The sequence below is a fragment of the Thetidibacter halocola genome (genome assembly GCF_018224955.1).
GTDB lineage: Bacteria > Pseudomonadota > Alphaproteobacteria > Rhodobacterales > Rhodobacteraceae > Thetidibacter > Thetidibacter halocola.
Map to the genome: position 1 here is coordinate 186,742 of NZ_JAGTUU010000009.1, position 17,569 is coordinate 204,310.

Annotated in this window: 20 protein-coding genes; 11 read left to right on the forward strand and 9 right to left on the reverse strand. The window is 63.2% G+C overall.

Features of this window, described 5'->3' with window-relative positions; genetic code table 11:
- Positions 1–40: 40 nt before the first annotated feature.
- From KB874_RS20400 to KB874_RS20425, 6 genes are all read right to left on the reverse strand, one after another.
- On the reverse strand, positions 41–430 hold the full coding sequence (locus KB874_RS20400) for a hypothetical protein (protein ID WP_212538414.1): 390 nt from the start codon (positions 428–430) through the stop codon (positions 41–43).
- On the reverse strand, positions 427–1,752 hold the full coding sequence (locus KB874_RS20405; RefSeq protein WP_212538415.1) for a recombinase family protein: 1,326 nt from the start codon (positions 1,750–1,752) through the stop codon (positions 427–429). Before KB874_RS20405 ends, KB874_RS20400 begins: the two co-directional genes overlap by 4 nt.
- Positions 1,749–2,195 (reverse strand): DUF2924 domain-containing protein, encoded by a 447-nt coding sequence (locus tag KB874_RS20410; protein WP_212538416.1) that lies wholly within the window; start codon positions 2,193–2,195, stop codon positions 1,749–1,751. The genes KB874_RS20405 and KB874_RS20410 overlap by 4 nt, the downstream gene beginning before the upstream one ends.
- 187 nt (positions 2,196–2,382) lie before the next feature.
- Positions 2,383–4,698 carry a phage/plasmid primase, P4 family gene (locus KB874_RS20415; protein ID WP_212538417.1) on the reverse strand — a complete coding sequence of 772 codons (2,316 nt, stop codon included), beginning with the start codon at positions 4,696–4,698 and terminating at the stop codon, positions 2,383–2,385.
- A gap of 442 nt (positions 4,699–5,140) precedes the next feature.
- On the reverse strand, positions 5,141–7,033 hold the full coding sequence (locus KB874_RS20420) for a hypothetical protein (RefSeq protein ID WP_212538418.1): 1,893 nt from the start codon (positions 7,031–7,033) through the stop codon (positions 5,141–5,143).
- Entirely contained in the window at positions 7,026–7,757 is a 732-nt protein-coding gene (locus KB874_RS20425) for a DUF1016 N-terminal domain-containing protein (protein ID WP_212538419.1), read from the reverse strand. Before KB874_RS20425 ends, KB874_RS20420 begins: the two co-directional genes overlap by 8 nt.
- Positions 7,758–8,138: 381 nt before the next feature.
- Between KB874_RS20425 and KB874_RS20430 the strand changes: the two genes are divergently transcribed.
- The 7 genes from KB874_RS20430 (at position 8,139) to KB874_RS23030 (ending at position 12,595) form a co-directional block, all read left to right on the forward strand.
- Complete coding sequence (locus KB874_RS20430; RefSeq protein ID WP_212538420.1) at positions 8,139–9,416, forward strand: site-specific DNA-methyltransferase; 1,278 nt, start codon at positions 8,139–8,141, stop codon at positions 9,414–9,416.
- Complete coding sequence (locus KB874_RS20435; RefSeq protein ID WP_212538421.1) at positions 9,413–9,622, forward strand: DUF7220 family protein; 210 nt, start codon at positions 9,413–9,415, stop codon at positions 9,620–9,622. Before KB874_RS20430 ends, KB874_RS20435 begins: the two co-directional genes overlap by 4 nt.
- Positions 9,622–10,065 carry a hypothetical protein gene (locus KB874_RS20440; protein ID WP_212538422.1) on the forward strand — a complete coding sequence of 148 codons (444 nt, stop codon included), beginning with the start codon at positions 9,622–9,624 and terminating at the stop codon, positions 10,063–10,065. Before KB874_RS20435 ends, KB874_RS20440 begins: the two co-directional genes overlap by 1 nt.
- Positions 10,065–10,601, forward strand: a complete 537-nt coding sequence (locus KB874_RS20445; RefSeq protein WP_212538423.1) for a phage terminase small subunit P27 family — start codon at positions 10,065–10,067, stop codon at positions 10,599–10,601. Before KB874_RS20440 ends, KB874_RS20445 begins: the two co-directional genes overlap by 1 nt.
- Positions 10,602–10,676: 75 nt before the next feature.
- The gene (locus tag KB874_RS20450) at positions 10,677–11,384 is read left to right on the forward strand and encodes a recombinase family protein (protein WP_212538424.1); all 708 of its coding nucleotides are present in this window, start codon (positions 10,677–10,679) and stop codon (positions 11,382–11,384) included.
- A gap of 268 nt (positions 11,385–11,652) precedes the next feature.
- The gene (locus KB874_RS20455) at positions 11,653–12,105 is read left to right on the forward strand and encodes a phage terminase small subunit P27 family (RefSeq protein WP_249200681.1); all 453 of its coding nucleotides are present in this window, start codon (positions 11,653–11,655) and stop codon (positions 12,103–12,105) included.
- A 199-nt stretch (positions 12,106–12,304) separates the two neighbouring features.
- On the forward strand, positions 12,305–12,595 hold the full coding sequence (locus tag KB874_RS23030; protein WP_249200682.1) for a hypothetical protein: 291 nt from the start codon (positions 12,305–12,307) through the stop codon (positions 12,593–12,595).
- 251 nt (positions 12,596–12,846) lie between these two features.
- Here KB874_RS23030 and KB874_RS20465 read toward each other — a convergent pair whose 3' ends face one another.
- On the reverse strand, positions 12,847–13,260 hold the full coding sequence (locus KB874_RS20465) for an RrF2 family transcriptional regulator (RefSeq protein WP_212538426.1): 414 nt from the start codon (positions 13,258–13,260) through the stop codon (positions 12,847–12,849).
- A 107-nt stretch (positions 13,261–13,367) separates the two neighbouring features.
- Between KB874_RS20465 and KB874_RS20470 the strand changes: the two genes are divergently transcribed.
- The 4 genes from KB874_RS20470 to KB874_RS20485 are packed head-to-tail and all read left to right on the forward strand — an operon-like array spanning position 13,368 to position 16,424.
- The gene (locus tag KB874_RS20470) at positions 13,368–13,853 is read left to right on the forward strand and encodes a hemerythrin domain-containing protein (protein ID WP_212538427.1); all 486 of its coding nucleotides are present in this window, start codon (positions 13,368–13,370) and stop codon (positions 13,851–13,853) included.
- The gene (locus tag KB874_RS20475; RefSeq protein WP_249200684.1) at positions 13,850–14,542 is read left to right on the forward strand and encodes a 5-formyltetrahydrofolate cyclo-ligase; all 693 of its coding nucleotides are present in this window, start codon (positions 13,850–13,852) and stop codon (positions 14,540–14,542) included. The genes KB874_RS20470 and KB874_RS20475 overlap by 4 nt, the downstream gene beginning before the upstream one ends.
- A complete protein-coding gene (locus KB874_RS20480; RefSeq protein WP_212538428.1) occupies positions 14,542–15,747 on the forward strand; it encodes an NnrS family protein in 1,206 nt (401 codons plus the stop codon). Before KB874_RS20475 ends, KB874_RS20480 begins: the two co-directional genes overlap by 1 nt.
- Positions 15,748–15,758: 11 nt before the next feature.
- The gene (locus KB874_RS20485; RefSeq protein WP_212538429.1) at positions 15,759–16,424 is read left to right on the forward strand and encodes an NnrU family protein; all 666 of its coding nucleotides are present in this window, start codon (positions 15,759–15,761) and stop codon (positions 16,422–16,424) included.
- A 3-nt stretch (positions 16,425–16,427) separates the two neighbouring features.
- On the opposite strand, the gene KB874_RS20490 is transcribed toward KB874_RS20485, so the two are convergent.
- Together KB874_RS20490 and KB874_RS20495 are read right to left on the reverse strand one after the other, a co-directional pair.
- The gene (locus KB874_RS20490) at positions 16,428–16,739 is read right to left on the reverse strand and encodes a carboxymuconolactone decarboxylase family protein (protein WP_123644112.1); all 312 of its coding nucleotides are present in this window, start codon (positions 16,737–16,739) and stop codon (positions 16,428–16,430) included.
- Positions 16,740–16,750: 11 nt separating this feature from the next.
- Positions 16,751–17,449, reverse strand: a complete 699-nt coding sequence (locus tag KB874_RS20495; RefSeq protein ID WP_212538430.1) for a cyclic nucleotide-binding domain-containing protein — start codon at positions 17,447–17,449, stop codon at positions 16,751–16,753.
- Between the last annotated feature and the right edge of the window lie 120 nt (positions 17,450–17,569).

Consider the following 17,569-nt stretch of genomic DNA (forward strand, 5'->3'; position numbering starts at 1 on the left):
GCCCAATGAAGCAATGGCGTGAGATTGTGCAGCGAGGTGTTCAGGTGCCGAAGAAGATGTTCTTCTGCTCGATCCAGCTGATCGGGAACGGGTCCATAAGTCGCGCAAGCGTAACGGCATCGTTCTGCCGTCCGTCGAGAACCGCCTCAATGATGTTAGGCTCAAGCTGCGTCAGGCGCAGGATACGCGTCATATAGGACGTCGCGATCCCCTCGCGCTCGGCCAGTTCAGCGATGGTGGCGAACTCACCCGACTCGAGCATCCGCTTCCAGCGGAAGGCGCGGGCCAGCGCCTTGACCAGCGTGTTGTCCGCCTTGCGGTCTGGCCGGAAACCATCGGGCAGGTGCATTTCCTTACGCCCACCGCGCTTCACGACGCGGAACGGGACGTGGAGCGTCACTATCTCGGGGATCGGCGACACGCGGGTCACGCCGCTTCTCCGATGCCCCCGGCCAGCATCTCGCGAGCGAGGCTACTGAGTCCGTCGACGCGGAGCCCGACGTTGAGCCCGTCCGTGCCTATGTCGACACGGTCGACCAACAGCGCCACGATGCGGGCCTGTTCGGCGGGGAAGAGTTCGTCCCACAGCGGGTCGAGTTGCTGCAGGGCGGCACGCGCGTCGGCTTCCGTTATGTCGGCGGCATGGGTGCGGGCCGCTTTCCATGTCCCCGCAATGATCTCGGGCTGACGAAACACAGCCCGCAACTGGTCGATGACTGCGGCCTCGATCGCGCCCGCGGGCACGCGGCCGACCGGACACGCACCAGCACCATGCTTCAGCACGGTCTGGCTGACGTAGTAACGGTACAGCCGCCCGCCCTTGCGGGTGTGCGTCGGCGAGAAGGCGGCGCCATCGGGACCGAACAGCAGCCCCTTCAGCAGCGCGGGCGTGTCGGCGCGTGTGCGCGCGGCGCGCTTGCGCGGGCTTTCCTGCAGGATGGCGTGGACGCGGTTCCAAGCCTCGCGGTCGATGATGGCGTCGTGCTCGCCGGGATAGCTGTCGCCCTTGTGCACCGCCTCGCCGATGTACGCGCGGTTACTGAGCATCCGGTAGATGTACTTCTTGTCGATCCGGTTGCCGCGCGGCGTGCGGATGCCGCGGGTATCGACCTCACGCGCCAGTTCGGTGCAGGAGCCGATCTCGAGGAAGAGGGCGAAGATCCAGCGCACACGCGCGGCGATGTCTTCGTCGACCACCAGCTTCCGGTTCTCGACGCGATAACCATAGGGCGGCACGCCGCCCATCCACATGCCTTTCCTGCGGCTGGCCGCAACCTTGTCTCGGATGCGCTCGGCCGTGACCTCGCGCTCGAACTGGGCGAAGGAGAGCAGGATGTTCAGCGTCAGCCGCCCCATCGACGTGGTCGTGTTGAAGGACTGCGTGACCGAGACGAAGGTCACGCCGTTGCGGTCGAACACCTCGACCAGCTTGGCGAAGTCGGCCAAGGAGCGGCTGAGGCGGTCGATCTTGTAGACCACGACCACGTCGACCAGCCCGTCGTCGATGTCTTCCAGCAGCCGCTGTAGGCCGGGGCGCTCCAGCGTGCCGCCCGAGATCCCGCCGTCGTCATACTGATCGCGGACGAGCACCCAGCCTTCGGAGCGCTGGCTGGCGATGAAGGCCTCACAAGCCTCGCGCTGGGCATGCAGCGAGTTGAACTCCTGCTCCAGCCCTTCTTCTGAGGATTTCCGGGTGTAGACCGCGCAGCGGAGTTTTCGAACGACCTTGGATTTGTCAGCCACCTTGGTCATGCCCGGCCTCCCTGTCGCTTGAGCCCAAAGAAGACGAGCCCGTTCCAACGCGTGCCGGTGATCGCGCGAGCGATGGCAGAGAGCGACTTGTAGGGCCGACCCTGCCATTCGAAGCCGTCGGACAGGACGGTGACGACATGCTCGACACCCTGCCATTCCCGCATCAGCCGCGTGCCGGTGATCGGCATGGCGTCGGCGCGGATGCGGCTCTTCTTCCGGTCGCCGCCATCCAGTTCCTCGCCCAGCCGCTCCAGCCGCCGGACGGTCTCGGGCTTCAACCCGCCATAGGCGAGTTCCTGGATGCGGTAGGCCAGGCGGCTTTCCAGGTAGCGGCGGTTGAAGGGCGGCGGCTCGCTGTCGAACAGGTCGCGCCATTGGGATTTCAGCTCCGGCGTCGGGGTGGATTTCAGAGCGGCGAGGCGCGCGGGGATCGTGTCGGTCATGCCGTTCTCCTTTTTGCGGTGGTTGCATGACCGCTCTGGTCGGCCGAATTGTGTAGCGGAAAGTCTCCATGTTCGTCAGATATTTGACCGCGCTCGCGCATCCTCAGGCGGATCAGGCCGAGGGCCAGCAGGCGGCAGAGTTCGGCGCGGCGTTCAAGGGGGCGAAGGTGGCGAGGATGGAGGGGATTCATCCTGCATCTCCCACCCGGTGAGCGTGGGGGCCTATTTTGATACCCTTCCAGCCCCGCACGCCGTTGACCTTCGCGTCGTCGAAACCGTGGGCGCGAAGAGCTTCCCCGAAAGACTTCGTGCTTCCAGGAGGGTGGCCCGAGGCATTCGCCCACGCCGACCAATTGTCGAACAATTGCCTGGAAGTCGCAGACGCGGCCGGGGCTTTCGCGCAGCAATCCTCAATCCATTGTCCGACAACATCTTCGGCCTCGAAATATCGCTCGGACGCGGCCAGCACCCGTGCGGGCGGTTTCAAGCCATCGACCTGCCAGCTAGCGCAGCCCTCGACCATCCAGGCCAGTATACCTCCCGCCTCGTCGCGAAGGGTGTCGGGGAGGCGCTTGTCGCGATGTTCCGGAGGAATCGTAACGTCGAACGGCACGACGTGCATACGGCGGCGCATGGCTTCGCCGACACCCTGCAGCGTGGGCCGATGGTTCCCGGCAACGAGTAGCTTGAACTGCGGAGTGAACTCGAAGTGGTCCTGACGCATGAAATTCGCACGAATGCGCTCGCCACCGGAAATCGACTTGATACGTGCCTCGTCCCAGGCACGTCCTGCTTCTGTTTCAGAGACCAAAACAAGTCTCGCTGCCCGCAGCCCGGCGAGTTCGGTCAGGTGCCGATCCGATTTGGAGACGGTGAAGGTGCCGAGCGCCGCCGTTGCCGCATAGCTACCAAGGGCATTACCGATCGCGTTGAGGAAAACGGATTTACCGTTTGCGCCTGACCCGTGAAAGAAGGCGAATATCTGTTCGTCTGTCCTTCCAGTGAGACAATAGCCTGCCAATCGCTGAAGATATTTCTGCAACTCATCATCCCCGTCCGTTATCTGGACAAGGAATTCGCGCCATCGCGGACACGTGCTCCCCAGAGATGCGCCAGTTATTTGCGTGATTGCGTGATGTCGATCGTTATTGAGGCATTCCCCGGTCTCGAGGTCGATTGTACCCGCCGGTGTATTGAGCAGCATCGGGTGCTGGTCCCAATCTGCCGGCGCCCGCGCCACGAGCGGATCGGCACCGGTGATTGCGACAACGGCCGATATTGTCTTGTTACTTGCAATGCGCCGTGCTTCGCCGGGTTTATCACGAAGAAGCTGGGTGGCACCGCGACAGGCTTGACGAACTTGCTCCCGGATCTGGTTCGTTTCGTCGAGAGCCCAGTGCGTGCCTTGCCATCGGAGCCATTTGTTCCATGCGGGAACGTAGCGCCAGTCAGCGCCCTCATTGGCAACGAAGGCCGCAGCAACCGCATCGTCGCTCGAGTCAGGGGCCGAGACTGTGTGGATCTTGGCGCCAACGCCGGCCCTGAGCGAACCATGGTTCTCCGCATCTTTCTTCATGATCGCTGCGAATTCACGGCGCAAGCGCTGCTCCTCCCAGGGAGGACTGATCTGCGCGGCGTTGTAGTCGTGAACAGCATGCCAGGCCTCGTCGGGCGTCGCATGACCGATCCGGACGTTCCTGACCCAGTGGCCGATGAAGCTGGAGAGGGCGCCGAAGCGCGTTATCCCGTCGACTCCGCCAGCCCGAATACGTGTTGTCGCCAAGCCCCGGGTCGTTAGACGCGTACTGCATGTGGCTGTGCCACCGACCGATTGTACCGGTAGCAGTTCTGGCAACTCGTCAATGGCAGTTTCAAGTTCAACCAGATCGTATTCTCGGTCGTTCACGGACAGGATCTCTACGGGCGTGAGCCTGCCATATTTGCCGTGGATCGAGCCGGGCACCCGGATCGGCTGATGCATACTGCCGAAAGAAGGATCACCTCCGCCGCGTCTCGCGAGTTTCTGCCGCATCAACCGGACACGTTCCAGGTCTTCGCCTGTCGCGGCTTCGGTCAGGCGCCAATATAGATGGAGCTTTCGCTTTCGCTGCTCTGTGCGTCCACCAGATGCGACTTCGAGCGTGGGGGGGCCGATATGCTTGACCAGAAGATCTCGATTTTCGCTGATTTCACTCTTGTCCAAATCAACAACGAGAACACCGGTCTGGACGACGTCGGACGCCTGCGCCGAGGCTCTTTGAGTCGTTGTTCCGGGGATCACATACAGACCAAGTTGTCGGTGTGCGGCGAGTGGGGCCAGACGTTCGAGTCTTGCTGCTGCCTCATCGATACCGCAGAACTCAATGACAGGCTGCTGATCCGCTGTCCCGGTCTCGGCAAACATCCGGATTGGCACAAAGCCTTCAAGGTAGCCGAAGACAATATCGATGAACGTCTTCATGGCAGCGGGATCGTGAACTGGTTTCTGAGCGGGCTGGTTCATCACAGGCTGCTCCCGCCCTGTGTCTGGTGCTCCTCGAACGCCAGTACATCCTTGACACGGTAGTGGATTGTTCCCCCCACGCGGACGTGTGGGGGCCCATAGCCTTCCGCGCGCCATCGCTGCAGCGTCCGCAGTGACTTGTCCCAGCGTTTCGCAAGATCGCGTTCAAGAACGAGATCCATAGGATCGCGCGCCGAGAAATGGTCGTGACAAGCTGACATTCTGCTCATCCTCGATGCCTGAGTGAGGTTTTGCAGAATTGTATTGCAAATCAGCTATTTACGCACCAATCAGGGCGTGACATGCCGAAAGTCTGGCGTGACAAACCGCGCAGGAGGATCCCTGAAAACATTGAAAAAATCTGTCCGATGCGTGACAGACCGCCCGAAAGGCGTGACAACGGTTCGGCGCCCCCATCGAGACAAGTCACCAATGGCGCGACTCATTCTTTGTCGATCATGTCCTTCGCGATCACTTTGATCTCCGGGTCGAGGCGGTATCCCTCGCCCTCGGGATTTTTCTGAATGAGAAGCGGCGCCTCGGGGTCGATGCCGTGCAATGCCTTGAAAGCGTCCGCGAACTCCCTGCGGCATCGCCTGATGTTCTGACGCAAGGCCGTCGCTTCCATCGTCGTTTCACCTCTAAGCGCGCGATGTTTGATGTAACGATGTTGACTAGGCCATTTGCCATTTGCGCGGTCCTCGTCGAAATGAGGCTTGAGGGCATGGGCCGGAACAGCTGGCTTCCCCCGCACCCGGCACAAGCCGCGCGCAGCGACGATCTTGACGTCCCCATCGCAAAAGAAAGCGACCTGCAACGGATCGTCGGGCCGAAGCACCTCGTCGATCTCCTCAATTGACGCAAGCGCCGGCGACTGCGCGGCTGCCAACCGGGAATCTTCAAACCGCATAGTTTCTCCGTCGGACGAGACATTCAGCATCATCGCGATAAGAGAGGTCGACGGAAGAGGCTGGTCTGAACCGATTTGCTCGGCGGCACCTCGTTCCAGCACTGTTCGTACCGCGCGCGACTGACGGTGATACATATCGAGAGTCTTGCCGATCACGTCTCGCACCGGCTGCATCGGATGCCCCAAGAGGATACGGCTGACCTCGGTGCCGTGCTGGACGAAGAGCCTGCGCTCGTCGAGATCGCCAATCCGGAGCATCTGTCGTGTCCACTCCACGCCCATCACCTGGGCCCGCTGTGTGGTTCGGGCACCACGCAATACGTCGAACGCGTAACTTTCCGACGGATCAATGTGCCCAAGCCCGGCAGCCAGAAGCGCAAACCGGCGATCAAGGCATTGGGAACAAGCGCCGCAATGGGTATGCAGCGTGTTTTGTTCTCGCACGCCGGTGCAGCTGACGGCCACGCCGATCAGGCGTGATGCTTTGCCTTCTGCATCGTCATGATCAGGAATGCGGGAAACCACCTCGGTCTTTGTCAGCCATTCGAACCCGTTCGCAAGCGCCAACTCGCCAGGGGCAAGCCGGTCCAGAAGCTGGGCGAGCAGTTCGAGCGACAGAGGATGGGTTGTCCTTGTAGCCATAGTGCCGACGACCTGCGGCGAAATTGGCAGGTTGTGGCTGACGATCCCGTTCTCGAAGAAATCGACCTTGCCCGCACCAAATGCTCTCGCGACGGCGGACCCGATAGCCGCAAAGAGCAGCGTGCGGGACCGCTGCGTGGTGTCCTTGCCCTCTGCGCCCTTGCGATGCGCCTTGACATGCAGATGCCTGACCCGTCCCCGGAAGCGCTCGGCGAGATAGGCCCCTAGAGTTTCCTGCCGCGGAATGACCTTCTGGGCGGATCTATGAGAGACCAGGAGGACGTTCCCGTCTTTGCTGGCCAGCGTCTCAAGCGCCCCCGCGAAGGAGTCGAGCCCGCCTGAGAAAAGGATCACGTTGTCAGCCCTGAACGTCGTGCCAGACGGATCGAGCTCGAGGAAGGGTTCTTGGAGACCCTCGTCCTGACAGTGACGAAACCGGAAGCTAAAGTCATCGTCCGTTAGGAAGTTGCATATCTGAGCAAGCAGGTCCTTAACGGAGGTATCGTTCCAGAATTCGACGTCGCGGACGGCAATGTCGAACTCGAACCCTCGACGCCATGCCTCACCCATCCCGCTGCGCGAGTCCCCGCCGCGCCTGACCGTGCCGTCGGCCGCGAAAACCGTCGCTGCGATCTCCATGAAGTCTTTCGATCTGGGATCGAGGGGTTGAAGGCACTGCGCTTCCAGCCTTGCGCTGCCAAGGTGAAATGTTGGTCGAGTTCCGTTTATCCGGATCGGAAGCGGATCGGCGCGACCTGCGATGCGGACGAGGTTCTCAGGCATCGCGCTCGCGCCTCTCCCTGAGTTCCGCCACGATCTTCTTCAGCGCCACGGAGCCGAAGATGTTGGCATCGTGACTGTTGATCCCGCCGTTGACGTGAATGGTCTTGCCGTACCAGCCGCCGGAAAACTCCTGAATAATCCGGGTCGCCTCCTGTGAATAATGAAACACGGCGGCGTCGAAGGCTGTGCGGTCGGTGAGATTGGCAAAGCGGCGATCTGGGCCGATTTGCTCCGCCAGTGTGCGATCAAGCCAATAGGACAGGCAATCCGAGACGAGGCGAGCATAGAAGAGACGGGCAAGTTGGGAGATCCCGTTGCTCCAGGAAAGCTTCCGAACTACGGACTGTACGTCTTCCGGGGTGGCATCGAACAGGCCCGGCAAGTTTTCCCCGACCAGAAGGGACAGGGTTCCGGTCAATGCATGTGCGGCAAGTTCACCTATATCGGTGCGATTCCTCGTTTGCCGTGCTATCTCGTCCAGTCGCGACGTGGCCGCGGCGAGCAATTCGATGAGTTCAGGACTCTGTCTGACCGCCACGCCGTTATCACGCAAGGCTGCCGGGAAATCGTGGGAACGCGCACAGTAGGGAATGACCAGCAGCAGCCGCACCGCCTCGACGTAAACCGGATCGCGGGCCGCCTCGGCCAGCGACTTCTCGGCAGCAGCAGCACTTGCCGAAACGATGGTTTCGTCTGATGCCTGCGGACTCTCAAGCAGTTCCACGACCCGACGCCAAGGTTTGGACCGGGGAATGACCCCGAGATGAACATGCCCCATTGACGCTTAGGCTCCCTCTTACTGCCATTGATTTGACCCGGCCTCGGATCGATCTGTCAATTGGCAGGAGGGGTGGGACAGATGGGACACTAGAATTCCATATCTTGGTACGCGCGCGCGTGAAGCGAGTATGACTTTCATCCGTCCAATCCGTCCTAATCTGTCGCGTCGTCGCGGTAACAGGCCCGGGCGGAGCAAATGTGGTTCCGAGTAAATGTCGTTCGATGTCGCCAGTTGTCATGATATCGGAATTAATGTCATAATTACAATTCACTAGGAGAATGTTATCCTGCCTCCATCGGCGCATCCAAATACGAGGCGGGGGTCATGGCGAAGCGGGCGGCAGAGGAATTCGACACGCTGGAGCAGCATTTCGGCGCCCGGTCGATCATGCAGCGGCCGGTCTCGGACCTGGTCCCCTACGCCCGCAATGCCCGGACGCATAGCGAGGCCCAGGTGGCGCTGATCGCGGGGTCGATCCGGGCGTTCGGGTTCAACAACCCGGTGCTGGTGGACGGGGAAAACGGCATCATCGCGGGGCATGGCAGGGTGCTGGCGGCGCAAGAGCTGGGGCTCGCAACCGTGCCGGTGATCGAACTCACGCACCTGACCGAGGCGAAGAAGCGGGCCTACATCCTCGCCGACAACCGGCTGGCCGAACAGGCCGGGTGGGACCGGGAGCTGCTGGCCCTCGAACTGGGGGACCTGGCCGACCTCGACGTCGACCTTGGCAGCCTCGGCTTCGACGGGGCGGAACTCGATGCGCTGCTGTCCCATGGCGACAACGATCCTCGCGAGGAAGAGACGCCGGAACCGCCCGCCATTCCGGTCTCGCAGCCGGGTGATCTCTGGATGCTTGGTCCGCACCGTCTGCTCTGCGGCGATGCCACGGACAAGGCGGCCGTGACCCGTCTGCTGAACGGTGTCACCCCGCATCTCTTGGTGACCGATCCGCCCTACGGCGTGGACTACGATCCCGCCTGGCGTAACGAGGCCGGTGCCGCGAAGACGAAGCGCACCGGCAAGGTGATGAACGATCACCGGGCCGACTGGCGGGAGGCCTGGGCGCTGTTCCCCGGCGACGTGGCCTATGTCTGGCACGGCGCGCTGAACGCGACGACGGTGGCTGAAAGCCTGGTCGCTTGCGGGTTCGACATCCGCAGCCAGATCATCTGGGCCAAGGAGCGGTTGGTGCTGAGCCGCGGGCATTATCACTGGCAGCATGAACCGGCCTGGTATGCCGTCCGCGGCAAGGGTCACTGGTCGGGAGACCGCAAGCAGTCGACGCTCTGGACCATCCCGAACCGCGACCAGGACGCGACCACGGTGCATGGCACGCAGAAACCCGTCGAGTGCATGCGCCGCCCGATCCTGAACAACTCCTCGCCCGGGCAGGCGATCTACGAACCCTTCGCGGGCTCCGGCACCACGATCATCGCGGCCGAGACCACGAAACGCGCCTGCCTCGCGATGGAACTCGACCCGGCCTATGTCGATGTCTGCGTCCTGCGCTGGCAGGCCTTCACCGGGAAACAGGCTGTCCTGGACGTCAGCGGGCGCAGCTTTGCCGAGATATCCGCCGAGCGGCAGGAGAAGGCCGCATGAGCCAGACCCGCGCCATGTCCGCGATCGAGGCCACGGCCAATGTCGTCGTGGGCTGGTTCACGGCCTTTGCGCTGCAGCTGGTGATCTTCCCGGCCGTCGGTCTCCAGGCCGACCTCCGGCAGCACCTCGTCATCAGTGCCGGCTTCACGATCCTGTCCTTCCTGCGCAGCTTTGCCCTGCGACGTGCCTTCGAGAGACTGGCGTGATGGCCCGGCCGACCACCACCCTGACCGAGGACCAGGTCCGCGAGGTCGAGACCCTGGCCGCTCTTCTGAACCAGCAGCAGATCGCGGATTACTTCGGGATCGGGCGACGCACCTTCCAGGCGATCTGCGACCGGGACGAGGAGATTGCGGCGCGCTATAAAAGGGGCAAGGCGAAGGCCATTGCCCACGTCGCCAACGGGTTGCTGCAAAAGGCCCGGGCGGGCGACACGACCTCCGCCATCTTCTACCTCAAGACGCAGGCCGGCTGGCGCGAGACGGTCGGCATGGATCACAGCGGCAGGGTCGAGACGACCGGCGGCCGGGATGCGCTGATGCGCGTCCTCGACCAGATCGCGGAACGAACGGCCCGGATCGGCGTCGATCCCCGTTTCACCGATGCGGTGGCATTGGAGGTGACCCAGGCAGGCGAGGAGCCGGGCTGATGCCACGCGGCCGCAAACCGAGCCCGAAGACCGGCACCCTCGCGCAGACCCCGCTCGATGCCGCGCCGCGCTGTCCCGATCACCTGTCCGCCGTGGCGAAGAAGGAATGGCGCCGCCTCGCGACCCCGCTGCACCGGGCGGGGTTGCTGACCGTCGCGGATCGCGCGGCGCTGGCCGCCTATTGCCAGGCTTGGGCCCGCTGGGTCGAGGCCGAGGAGAAGCTGGCCGAAACACCGGCCCTGCTGAAGACCCCAAGCGGCTACGTCCAACAATCGCCCTGGCTTACCGTTGCGAACAAGCAGCTGGAACTGATGGGCCGCTACATGACCGAACTGGGGCTGACCCCGGTTGCGCGGACACGCATCGACATGCCGGTCGGTGCGCAGCACGAGCCGGTCGACAAGATCGAGATCGTCATCGTTGGCGTCGACGAGGACGGAAACCGGTTCGAACGGCCCATGGGCGGGGGGCCTCCACCGAGGCTCGAAAAGGCACACGAAGAACCGGTCACGATCACCCTGAACGAGAACCTCTGACCCGACAGAACTTCACTAAGCCGGCCCGTCGAGCGATGTACAGACCTGCCAAACGAAGGTTGCGCAGGTTTGTACATGGTCAGCAACGCGGACCCGCTTCGGAAACTCGTCGCCTACGAGCGCGTCTCGACCGCCCGGCAGGGTCGATCCGGCCTGGGGCTGGAGGCGCAACGCTCCGCCATCGACAGCTTCGCCGCATCCCGGTCCGCCGAGGTTCTCGCCCGGTTCACCGAGGTGGAAAGCGGGCGCCGGAACGACCGCCCGGAACTGGACAAGGCCCTGAGCCTCGCCCGCCTCACCGGCGCCACTCTGGTCATCGCCAAGCTCGACCGGCTCTCCCGAAACGCGGCCTTTCTTCTCACCCTGCAATCCAGCGGCGTCCGCTTCCTCGCCTGTGACATGCCCGAGGCCAACGATCTGACCGTCGGCATCATGGCCCTCGTCGCCCAGGCCGAACGCGAGGCCATCTCCCGCCGCACCAGGGAGGCGCTGGCGGCGGCCAAGGCCCGCGGTGTGAAGCTGGGCAATCCGAATGGCGCAGAGGCGCTCAGGCGCGCGGGCAAGGGCGGCATCGCGCTGCGCAAGACCGTCAGTCAGAACGCGGATGACTTTGCATGTGAACTCGCACCGATCATCGATGCCATCCGTGTCGAGGGGCATACTACCCTCCGAGCCATGGCCGATGAACTTAACACCCGTGGCATCCGGACACGTCGCGGCGGGCGGTGGCATGTTTCCAGTGTCGGCAATCTTCTGAGCCGGATCGATCGAGGACATCACTGAGTGCTCCCGCGGTCTAAACCGGTCCATCAGGCAAGCAGCTTGACGGTTGTCGTCATGCAATGTCGGAAATTGTCAGGATGGCAATGACTTGCTGGCTTTGGTATCCTTTGCACGCCCTTGCACCGGGCGGGGGCGGGTCCAATCTCTGGAGGGTTGGCCCCGGGAACCGGCGGAGGCAGCCAGTCTTCCACGCAGCCAATATTCGGACCGGGGGTAACGGAGAACGCCATAGATGCCACCGCGCGGCCCCAGAACTCTCCCTACCAATATGAAGCTCGTGACAGGAACTGCGCGACCGCATCGCATGAACCCCGGTGAGCCGCATCCGGACGTCGCGATCCCGGATGCTCCTGATCACCTCACCGAGGCCGCTCGCATCGAGTGGGACCGTGTCGCCGCCGAACTCGCCGCTCTAGGAATTCTGAGCCGCCTCGACCGCGGGGCGCTCGCCGCCTATTGTCAGGCTTATGGCCGCTGGCGCGCCGCAGAGGACGCCTTGTCGCGCATGGCGTCTCGGGACGCCACTACGAATGGGCTTGTTGTTCGGACGAAAGGCGGCAGCCTGATTCAGAACCCTTTGGTCGGAACCGCGAACAAAGCGATGGCTGACATGGTCCGCTACGCTGCCGAGTTCGGCATGACACCGTCGGCAAGAACAAGGCTCATCGTGGACACGTCGCAAGCTTCCGGCTTCGACGGGATCGAGGAGTTCATATCCTGACGCAATCGACGGCAGCACGCTCTTCGACGGGCTGATCGTCGACAACGCCACCGGCATCGTCGACCCACCCCGGCTGCCGCGGTTCAAAGCCTATACGAAATTCGACAACTATGTCGGCGTCGGGACCTGGACGAAGATCGGCCTCAACAACACCGACTACAACGATCAGGGCGCGTTCGACGCCGCGAACAACCGCTTCGTGGCAGCAGCAGACGGCACCTACCTCTTCGGCGCCACACTGCTCTTCAAGGTGAATACCAGCACATCCGCGCGCATGAGCGGGCGGCTCCTTTTCAATGGCACGACGGAGATCCGCGGCTCACGCGGCGAAGTTACCAGTTCGCATGTCTCCGAGGCCACCGCGATCTGGCTGCAGACCATGGTGCCGCTCACCGCGGGCGATACCGTGGAGCTGCAGGGATATTTCCGGGTCGCGGACGGTTACTTCGCCGCCGACCACACGTCCTTCTGGGGTTGCAAGATCGGCTGAGGGAGGCGCGCCATGGCGCCACAACGCCCAGAGGACGGATTCATTCGCATCCCCGAGCACGAGTTCGAGGCGATCCTCGCGCGCGATGCAACCGAGGACGCATGGTGCTGACCGAACTTCCGCCCGGCCACGCTGCTCGTTTTCGCGCGGCTAGGCTTTCACGTGGCGCAGGGCGGCGGGATCGAGATGCGGGCGGTGTTAGCCATGGCGTTGCGAGGCGCGATCTTGGGTGACATCGCGCTGGTGGCGCGTCAGACGCTTTCGGGACGGTAGACGCAATCGGCCAGTGTGCTGCGGTTGAGGTCCGCGACGAAGGCGGCCTCGGCGTGGCCCAGACGTGCCTTCAACCGGCATCGCGGCGTGAGCGTGCAGGTATTGCCGGTGTCTGCGAAGCATTCAACCAACGACTGGCCGGCCTCGAGCAGCGCCACAACGTCGCCCAGCCTGATATCCTCGGGAGGCTGCGCTAGCATCGCGCCGCCGCCACCGCCGCGCCTGGTTTCCAGCAGGCCCGCGGCGGACAGGGCTGAGATCACCTTGGCCAGATGATTGCGCGACACGCCGAACTCCGAAGCGAGATCGGCGGCGGTGAATGCCTGGCCGGGATCGCCCGCCATGCGCATTAGCACGCGCAGCCCGAAATCGGTGAAGGATGTGAGACGCAAGGTCGCGCTCCTGATTTGGTATTTGCAATACGCATTACAGAAGTGTAATCGGCAAATCAAATACCAATTCGTCCAGTTCCGACGACTCACCACAGAATGGACGTGCCATGCATGGCGATGCCACCACCGCAGTGCCGCAGGAAACCGGCGCCCTCATCGATCACATCCTGACCAACTATCACGAAATGCACAGGGCCGACCTCGCATCGCTGATCCCTCTCGCGAGCCTTGTCGAACAGGTTCACGCCGATGATCCTGACGCCCCCAAGGGTCTTGCCCATGCTCTGACCACGCTGGCGCGTGAGATGGAGGATCACATGACCAAGGAAGAAATGATCCTGTTTCCGGCGATGCGCGCAGGCGGCGGGGCGGGCACCGAACACCCTATTGCGGTCATGCGCGCAGACCATGACGATCACGCCGAATCCATCTTGCTGATCCGCAAGCTGACAGCCGATCTGACGCCGCCAGAGCATGCCTGCGGGTCTTGGCGGTCGCTTTATGGCGGCACGGCGACGCTGCTTGAGGAACTGGCTGCTCACATCGCGCTGGAGAATGACGTACTTTTCCCCCGCTTCGAGCCCGCAAGATGACCAAGGACGGGACATATGCTTCGCCGCCCTGCATGGCGGCAGAGGTTGATCCCGCGTATTTCGACCCGCTTGGCGTTGATCCCGAGCAGGCGCACGATGTTGCACGCTGGCGCAGGGCCGAACGGGCACGGCTGGCCGGGCTTAGGGAGGGCCTGGGCCAGGCCGGGCGGGCGCAGGTCTCGGACAGGGTCGCGGGGCATCTGGGGAGGGTGCTGACCGAAGGCGGCGTGGGGCGCGGATGCGTCCTGTCCGGCTACTGGCCGATCAAGGGGGAACCCGACCTGCGCCCGGTCTTGGCTGACTTGCACCGCGCGGGCGTGACCATCGCGCTTCCGGTGGTTGAAACGCCTGCAGCACCACTGATCTTTCGCCGCTGGACGTCAGAGACGAAACTGGCGCGGGGTGATTGGAGTATCCCCGTTCCCCCGCCCGAGGCCGATTTGCTACTGCCCGATATCGCGCTTGCCCCCTGCCTCGGTTGGACCGACGATTGCTATCGGCTGGGCTGGGGTGGCGGCTATTTCGACCGGACGCTGGCTGCGCTGACGCCACGCCCCATCACCATCGGTATCGCGCTGAGTGCCGCCCGACTGCCGACGATTTATCCGCAGCCCCATGACATTCCGCTCGACCTGATCCTAACCGAGGACGGCGTCGCGGCAAGAAGGCGGGACTCAAGGACACAATGATGACCACAACAACCGAACAGATGCGCGCCTGGACCGGACCCGCGATCCTCACCTTCGGGTTCCGCCCGTTCTTCTTCACCGCGACGGTCTGGGCCGCGCTGGCGATGGCACTCTGGGTGCCGATGCTGTCGGGGCACCTGATGGTGCCCACCGCTTTCGATCCCGTGTCCTGGCACGCCCATGAGTTTCTCTTCGGGTATCTCGGTGCTGTAATCGCGGGGTTTCTGCTGACCGCGGTCCCCAACTGGACCGGGCGCTTGCCGATCGTCGGCTGGCGGCTCGGGATGCTCGCGGGCTTGTGGCTGATGGGCCGCGTGGCGGTCGCGATCTCGGGAAGCGTCCCTGCCGTGCTGGTTGCCTTGGCAGACCTTGCCTTTCAGGCTGTCTTTGCGCTTCTGATCGCGCGCGAGATCGCGGCGGGCAAGAACTGGCGCAACCTGATCGTGCTGGCGATGCTGGGGGTCTTCATCCTCGGCAACGCGCTGTTCCACTGGGAGGCGGCAAAGGGCGACTACGCGGCCCAGGGCTACGGCCTGCGGCTGGGTCTTGGCGCGGGCATCATGATGATCGCCGTGATCGGCGGGCGGATCGTGCCCTCCTTCACCCGCAACTGGCTTGTCAAACGGCGCAGCACAGCCTTGCCCGTCCCGCCGATGCAGCCCTTCGACAAGGTGGCGCTGGCGGCTCTTCTGGTGGCGCTTGGGCTGTGGGTCGTGCTGCCTCTCGGGACGCCGACCGGGCTGGCCCTTGTGCTGGCAGGCGTGTTGCATGCCCTGCGCCTGGCCCGCTGGGCCGGACACCGGACCTTTGCTGAACCGCTGGTGACGGTGCTGCATGCCGGCTACGCCTTCGTCCCACTGGGGGCTCTGGCATTGGCTGTGGAAATTCTTGCTCCGGGGTCGTTCGGAATGGCAGGCGCGCAACATTTCTGGATGGCTGGCGCAATCGGGCTGATGACGCTTGCCGTGATGACACGCGCCACGCTGGGTCATACAGGGCAGAACCTCACCGCCGGCGCGGGGACGGTTATAATCTACCTAGCCCTGATCCTGTCCGTCTTCGCGCGGGTCGCTGGCGGCGTCTGGCCCGAAGTCTCCGGCCCGCTGACCACGGCGGCAGGTCTGTTGTGGATCGTGGCCTACGGCGGTTTTGCCATCGTCTACGGCACGCTCTTGCTGCGCCTGCCCGCGGCCAGACGGGCCTGAGGCGCGCGCTCATGGGATGGCTGGAGTTCGTCGCCGCCTATGCCGTGTTTTTCGCGTCGCATTCCCTTCCGGTGCGCCCCTCTGTTCGGCCCTGGCTTGAGGCACGGCTTGGGTCGTCCGGATTCACATTGGCCTATTCCGCTCTGTCGCTCGTCGTTCTGGCTTGGTTGATCGGTGCGGCAGGCCGCGCGCCGCATTTGGCCGTCTGGGACTGGGCGCCATGGCAGGTCCATGTCCCACTGACGGTCATGGGGCCTGTCTGCCTGATACTTGCGCTCTCCATCGGCCGGCCCAACCCTTTCTCGTTCGGGGGTGCACGCAACGACCAGTTCGACCCTGCACTGCCCGGCATCATTCGCTTGTCGCGTCATCCGCTGCTTCTGGCGTTGGCGCTTTGGGCGGCGGCCCATGTCGTGCCAAACGGAGATCTGGCACATGTGATCCTGTTCGGCACCTTCGCTGCCTTCGCGCTTCTGGGAGGCCGACTGATCGACCGGCGCAAGCGCCGCGAAATGGGGCCAGAGTGGCAACGGAGGCGTGATCGCGTGGCGGACGCACCGCTCCTCTCGGCGTCCCAGTCGGGAGGCACTCTCCTGCGGGTTGCGGCAGGCATTGCGCTGTACGGGGCGCTGCTCTGGGCTCATCCATTTCTTTTTGGGGTCAGTCCTCTTCCCTGAACGTCAATCCTTGATGTCTTCGATCCAGGTCTTTGCGGCGACGGCACGGGGGAGGCCAAGCGGGCCGATGGCCAGCATCGCAACCTGCATGATCGCCTCAGCCTCAATCCCCTCCGATCTGGCGCGCCGGGTGTGGGAATGGACCGCGCCTTCGGAGCCCGCGCCAATCGCGAGGGCGAGCTTGACGAGGCGCTTCTCGCGGTCCTTCAGCGGGCCGCATTCGGCTGTAGCCTTGCCCAAGGCAGCATAGGCCTTCCAGACATCGGGGTGTTCCTCGGCGAGATCTCCGGCGGCGCCGGGCATGGATTTGGTCATCTGTCAGTCCCTCAAGTTGAAAAGTCATCAATCAGTGGATTTGGTCTCGCAAAGCGCTCAAGATCCGCCTGACTGTCGATGGTGATGCGCGTGCCGGTCACGGAAACGCCATAGGGCTGCAGGCCCTTGAAGGCGCGGCTGAGATTTTCAGGGGTCATGCCCAGCACAGAGGCCAGGCGCCGCTTCTCGAAGTCCAACTCGAACGCAGCCCCACCGCCGGCGTGCCTTTGTTGCCTGAGCAGGTAATTCGCGAGCCGCTCGAGCGACGTTCTGAGTTTCAGGTCCTTCTGCGCCTTGATGACCGAGCGATAGCACTGCGCCAGTTCCGTGACGATGGCGCGGGCAAAGTTGCTGTCAGCGTCGAAGATCGCGCGCACATCCTGACTGGGGATCAGCGCGATCCGGCTTTTTTCCAGCGTGCGCGCCGACATCAGATAGGGCGCATCCTTGATCGTCGCGGCGAGAATGAAGGTCGAGATGGGGCGGACCGTCGCCATGCTGGTCTCTCGGCCATTCCAGGTCGAAAACAGATCCACAGAACCCGAAATGACGATGTGAAGAAAATCGCTCGGTTCTCCTTCAGTGATCAATTCGATCTGTGCAGGGAAATTCTGCACATAGGCGCCACGCATCAAGGATGTGAAGTTATCATCCGCCATCTGCGCAAAGAGATCGAGTTTTCGAATATCTCGGTATTCGGAATCGGGCATGTCGGTCCCCCTTCGACTTTGCGCACTTAACAATTGTCACCAAATCAATTGATATATGTCAACCCGTCGGTTGACCTTCGCGACCGCAGCCTTGATCTGCGACCGCGCACCGGATGACAA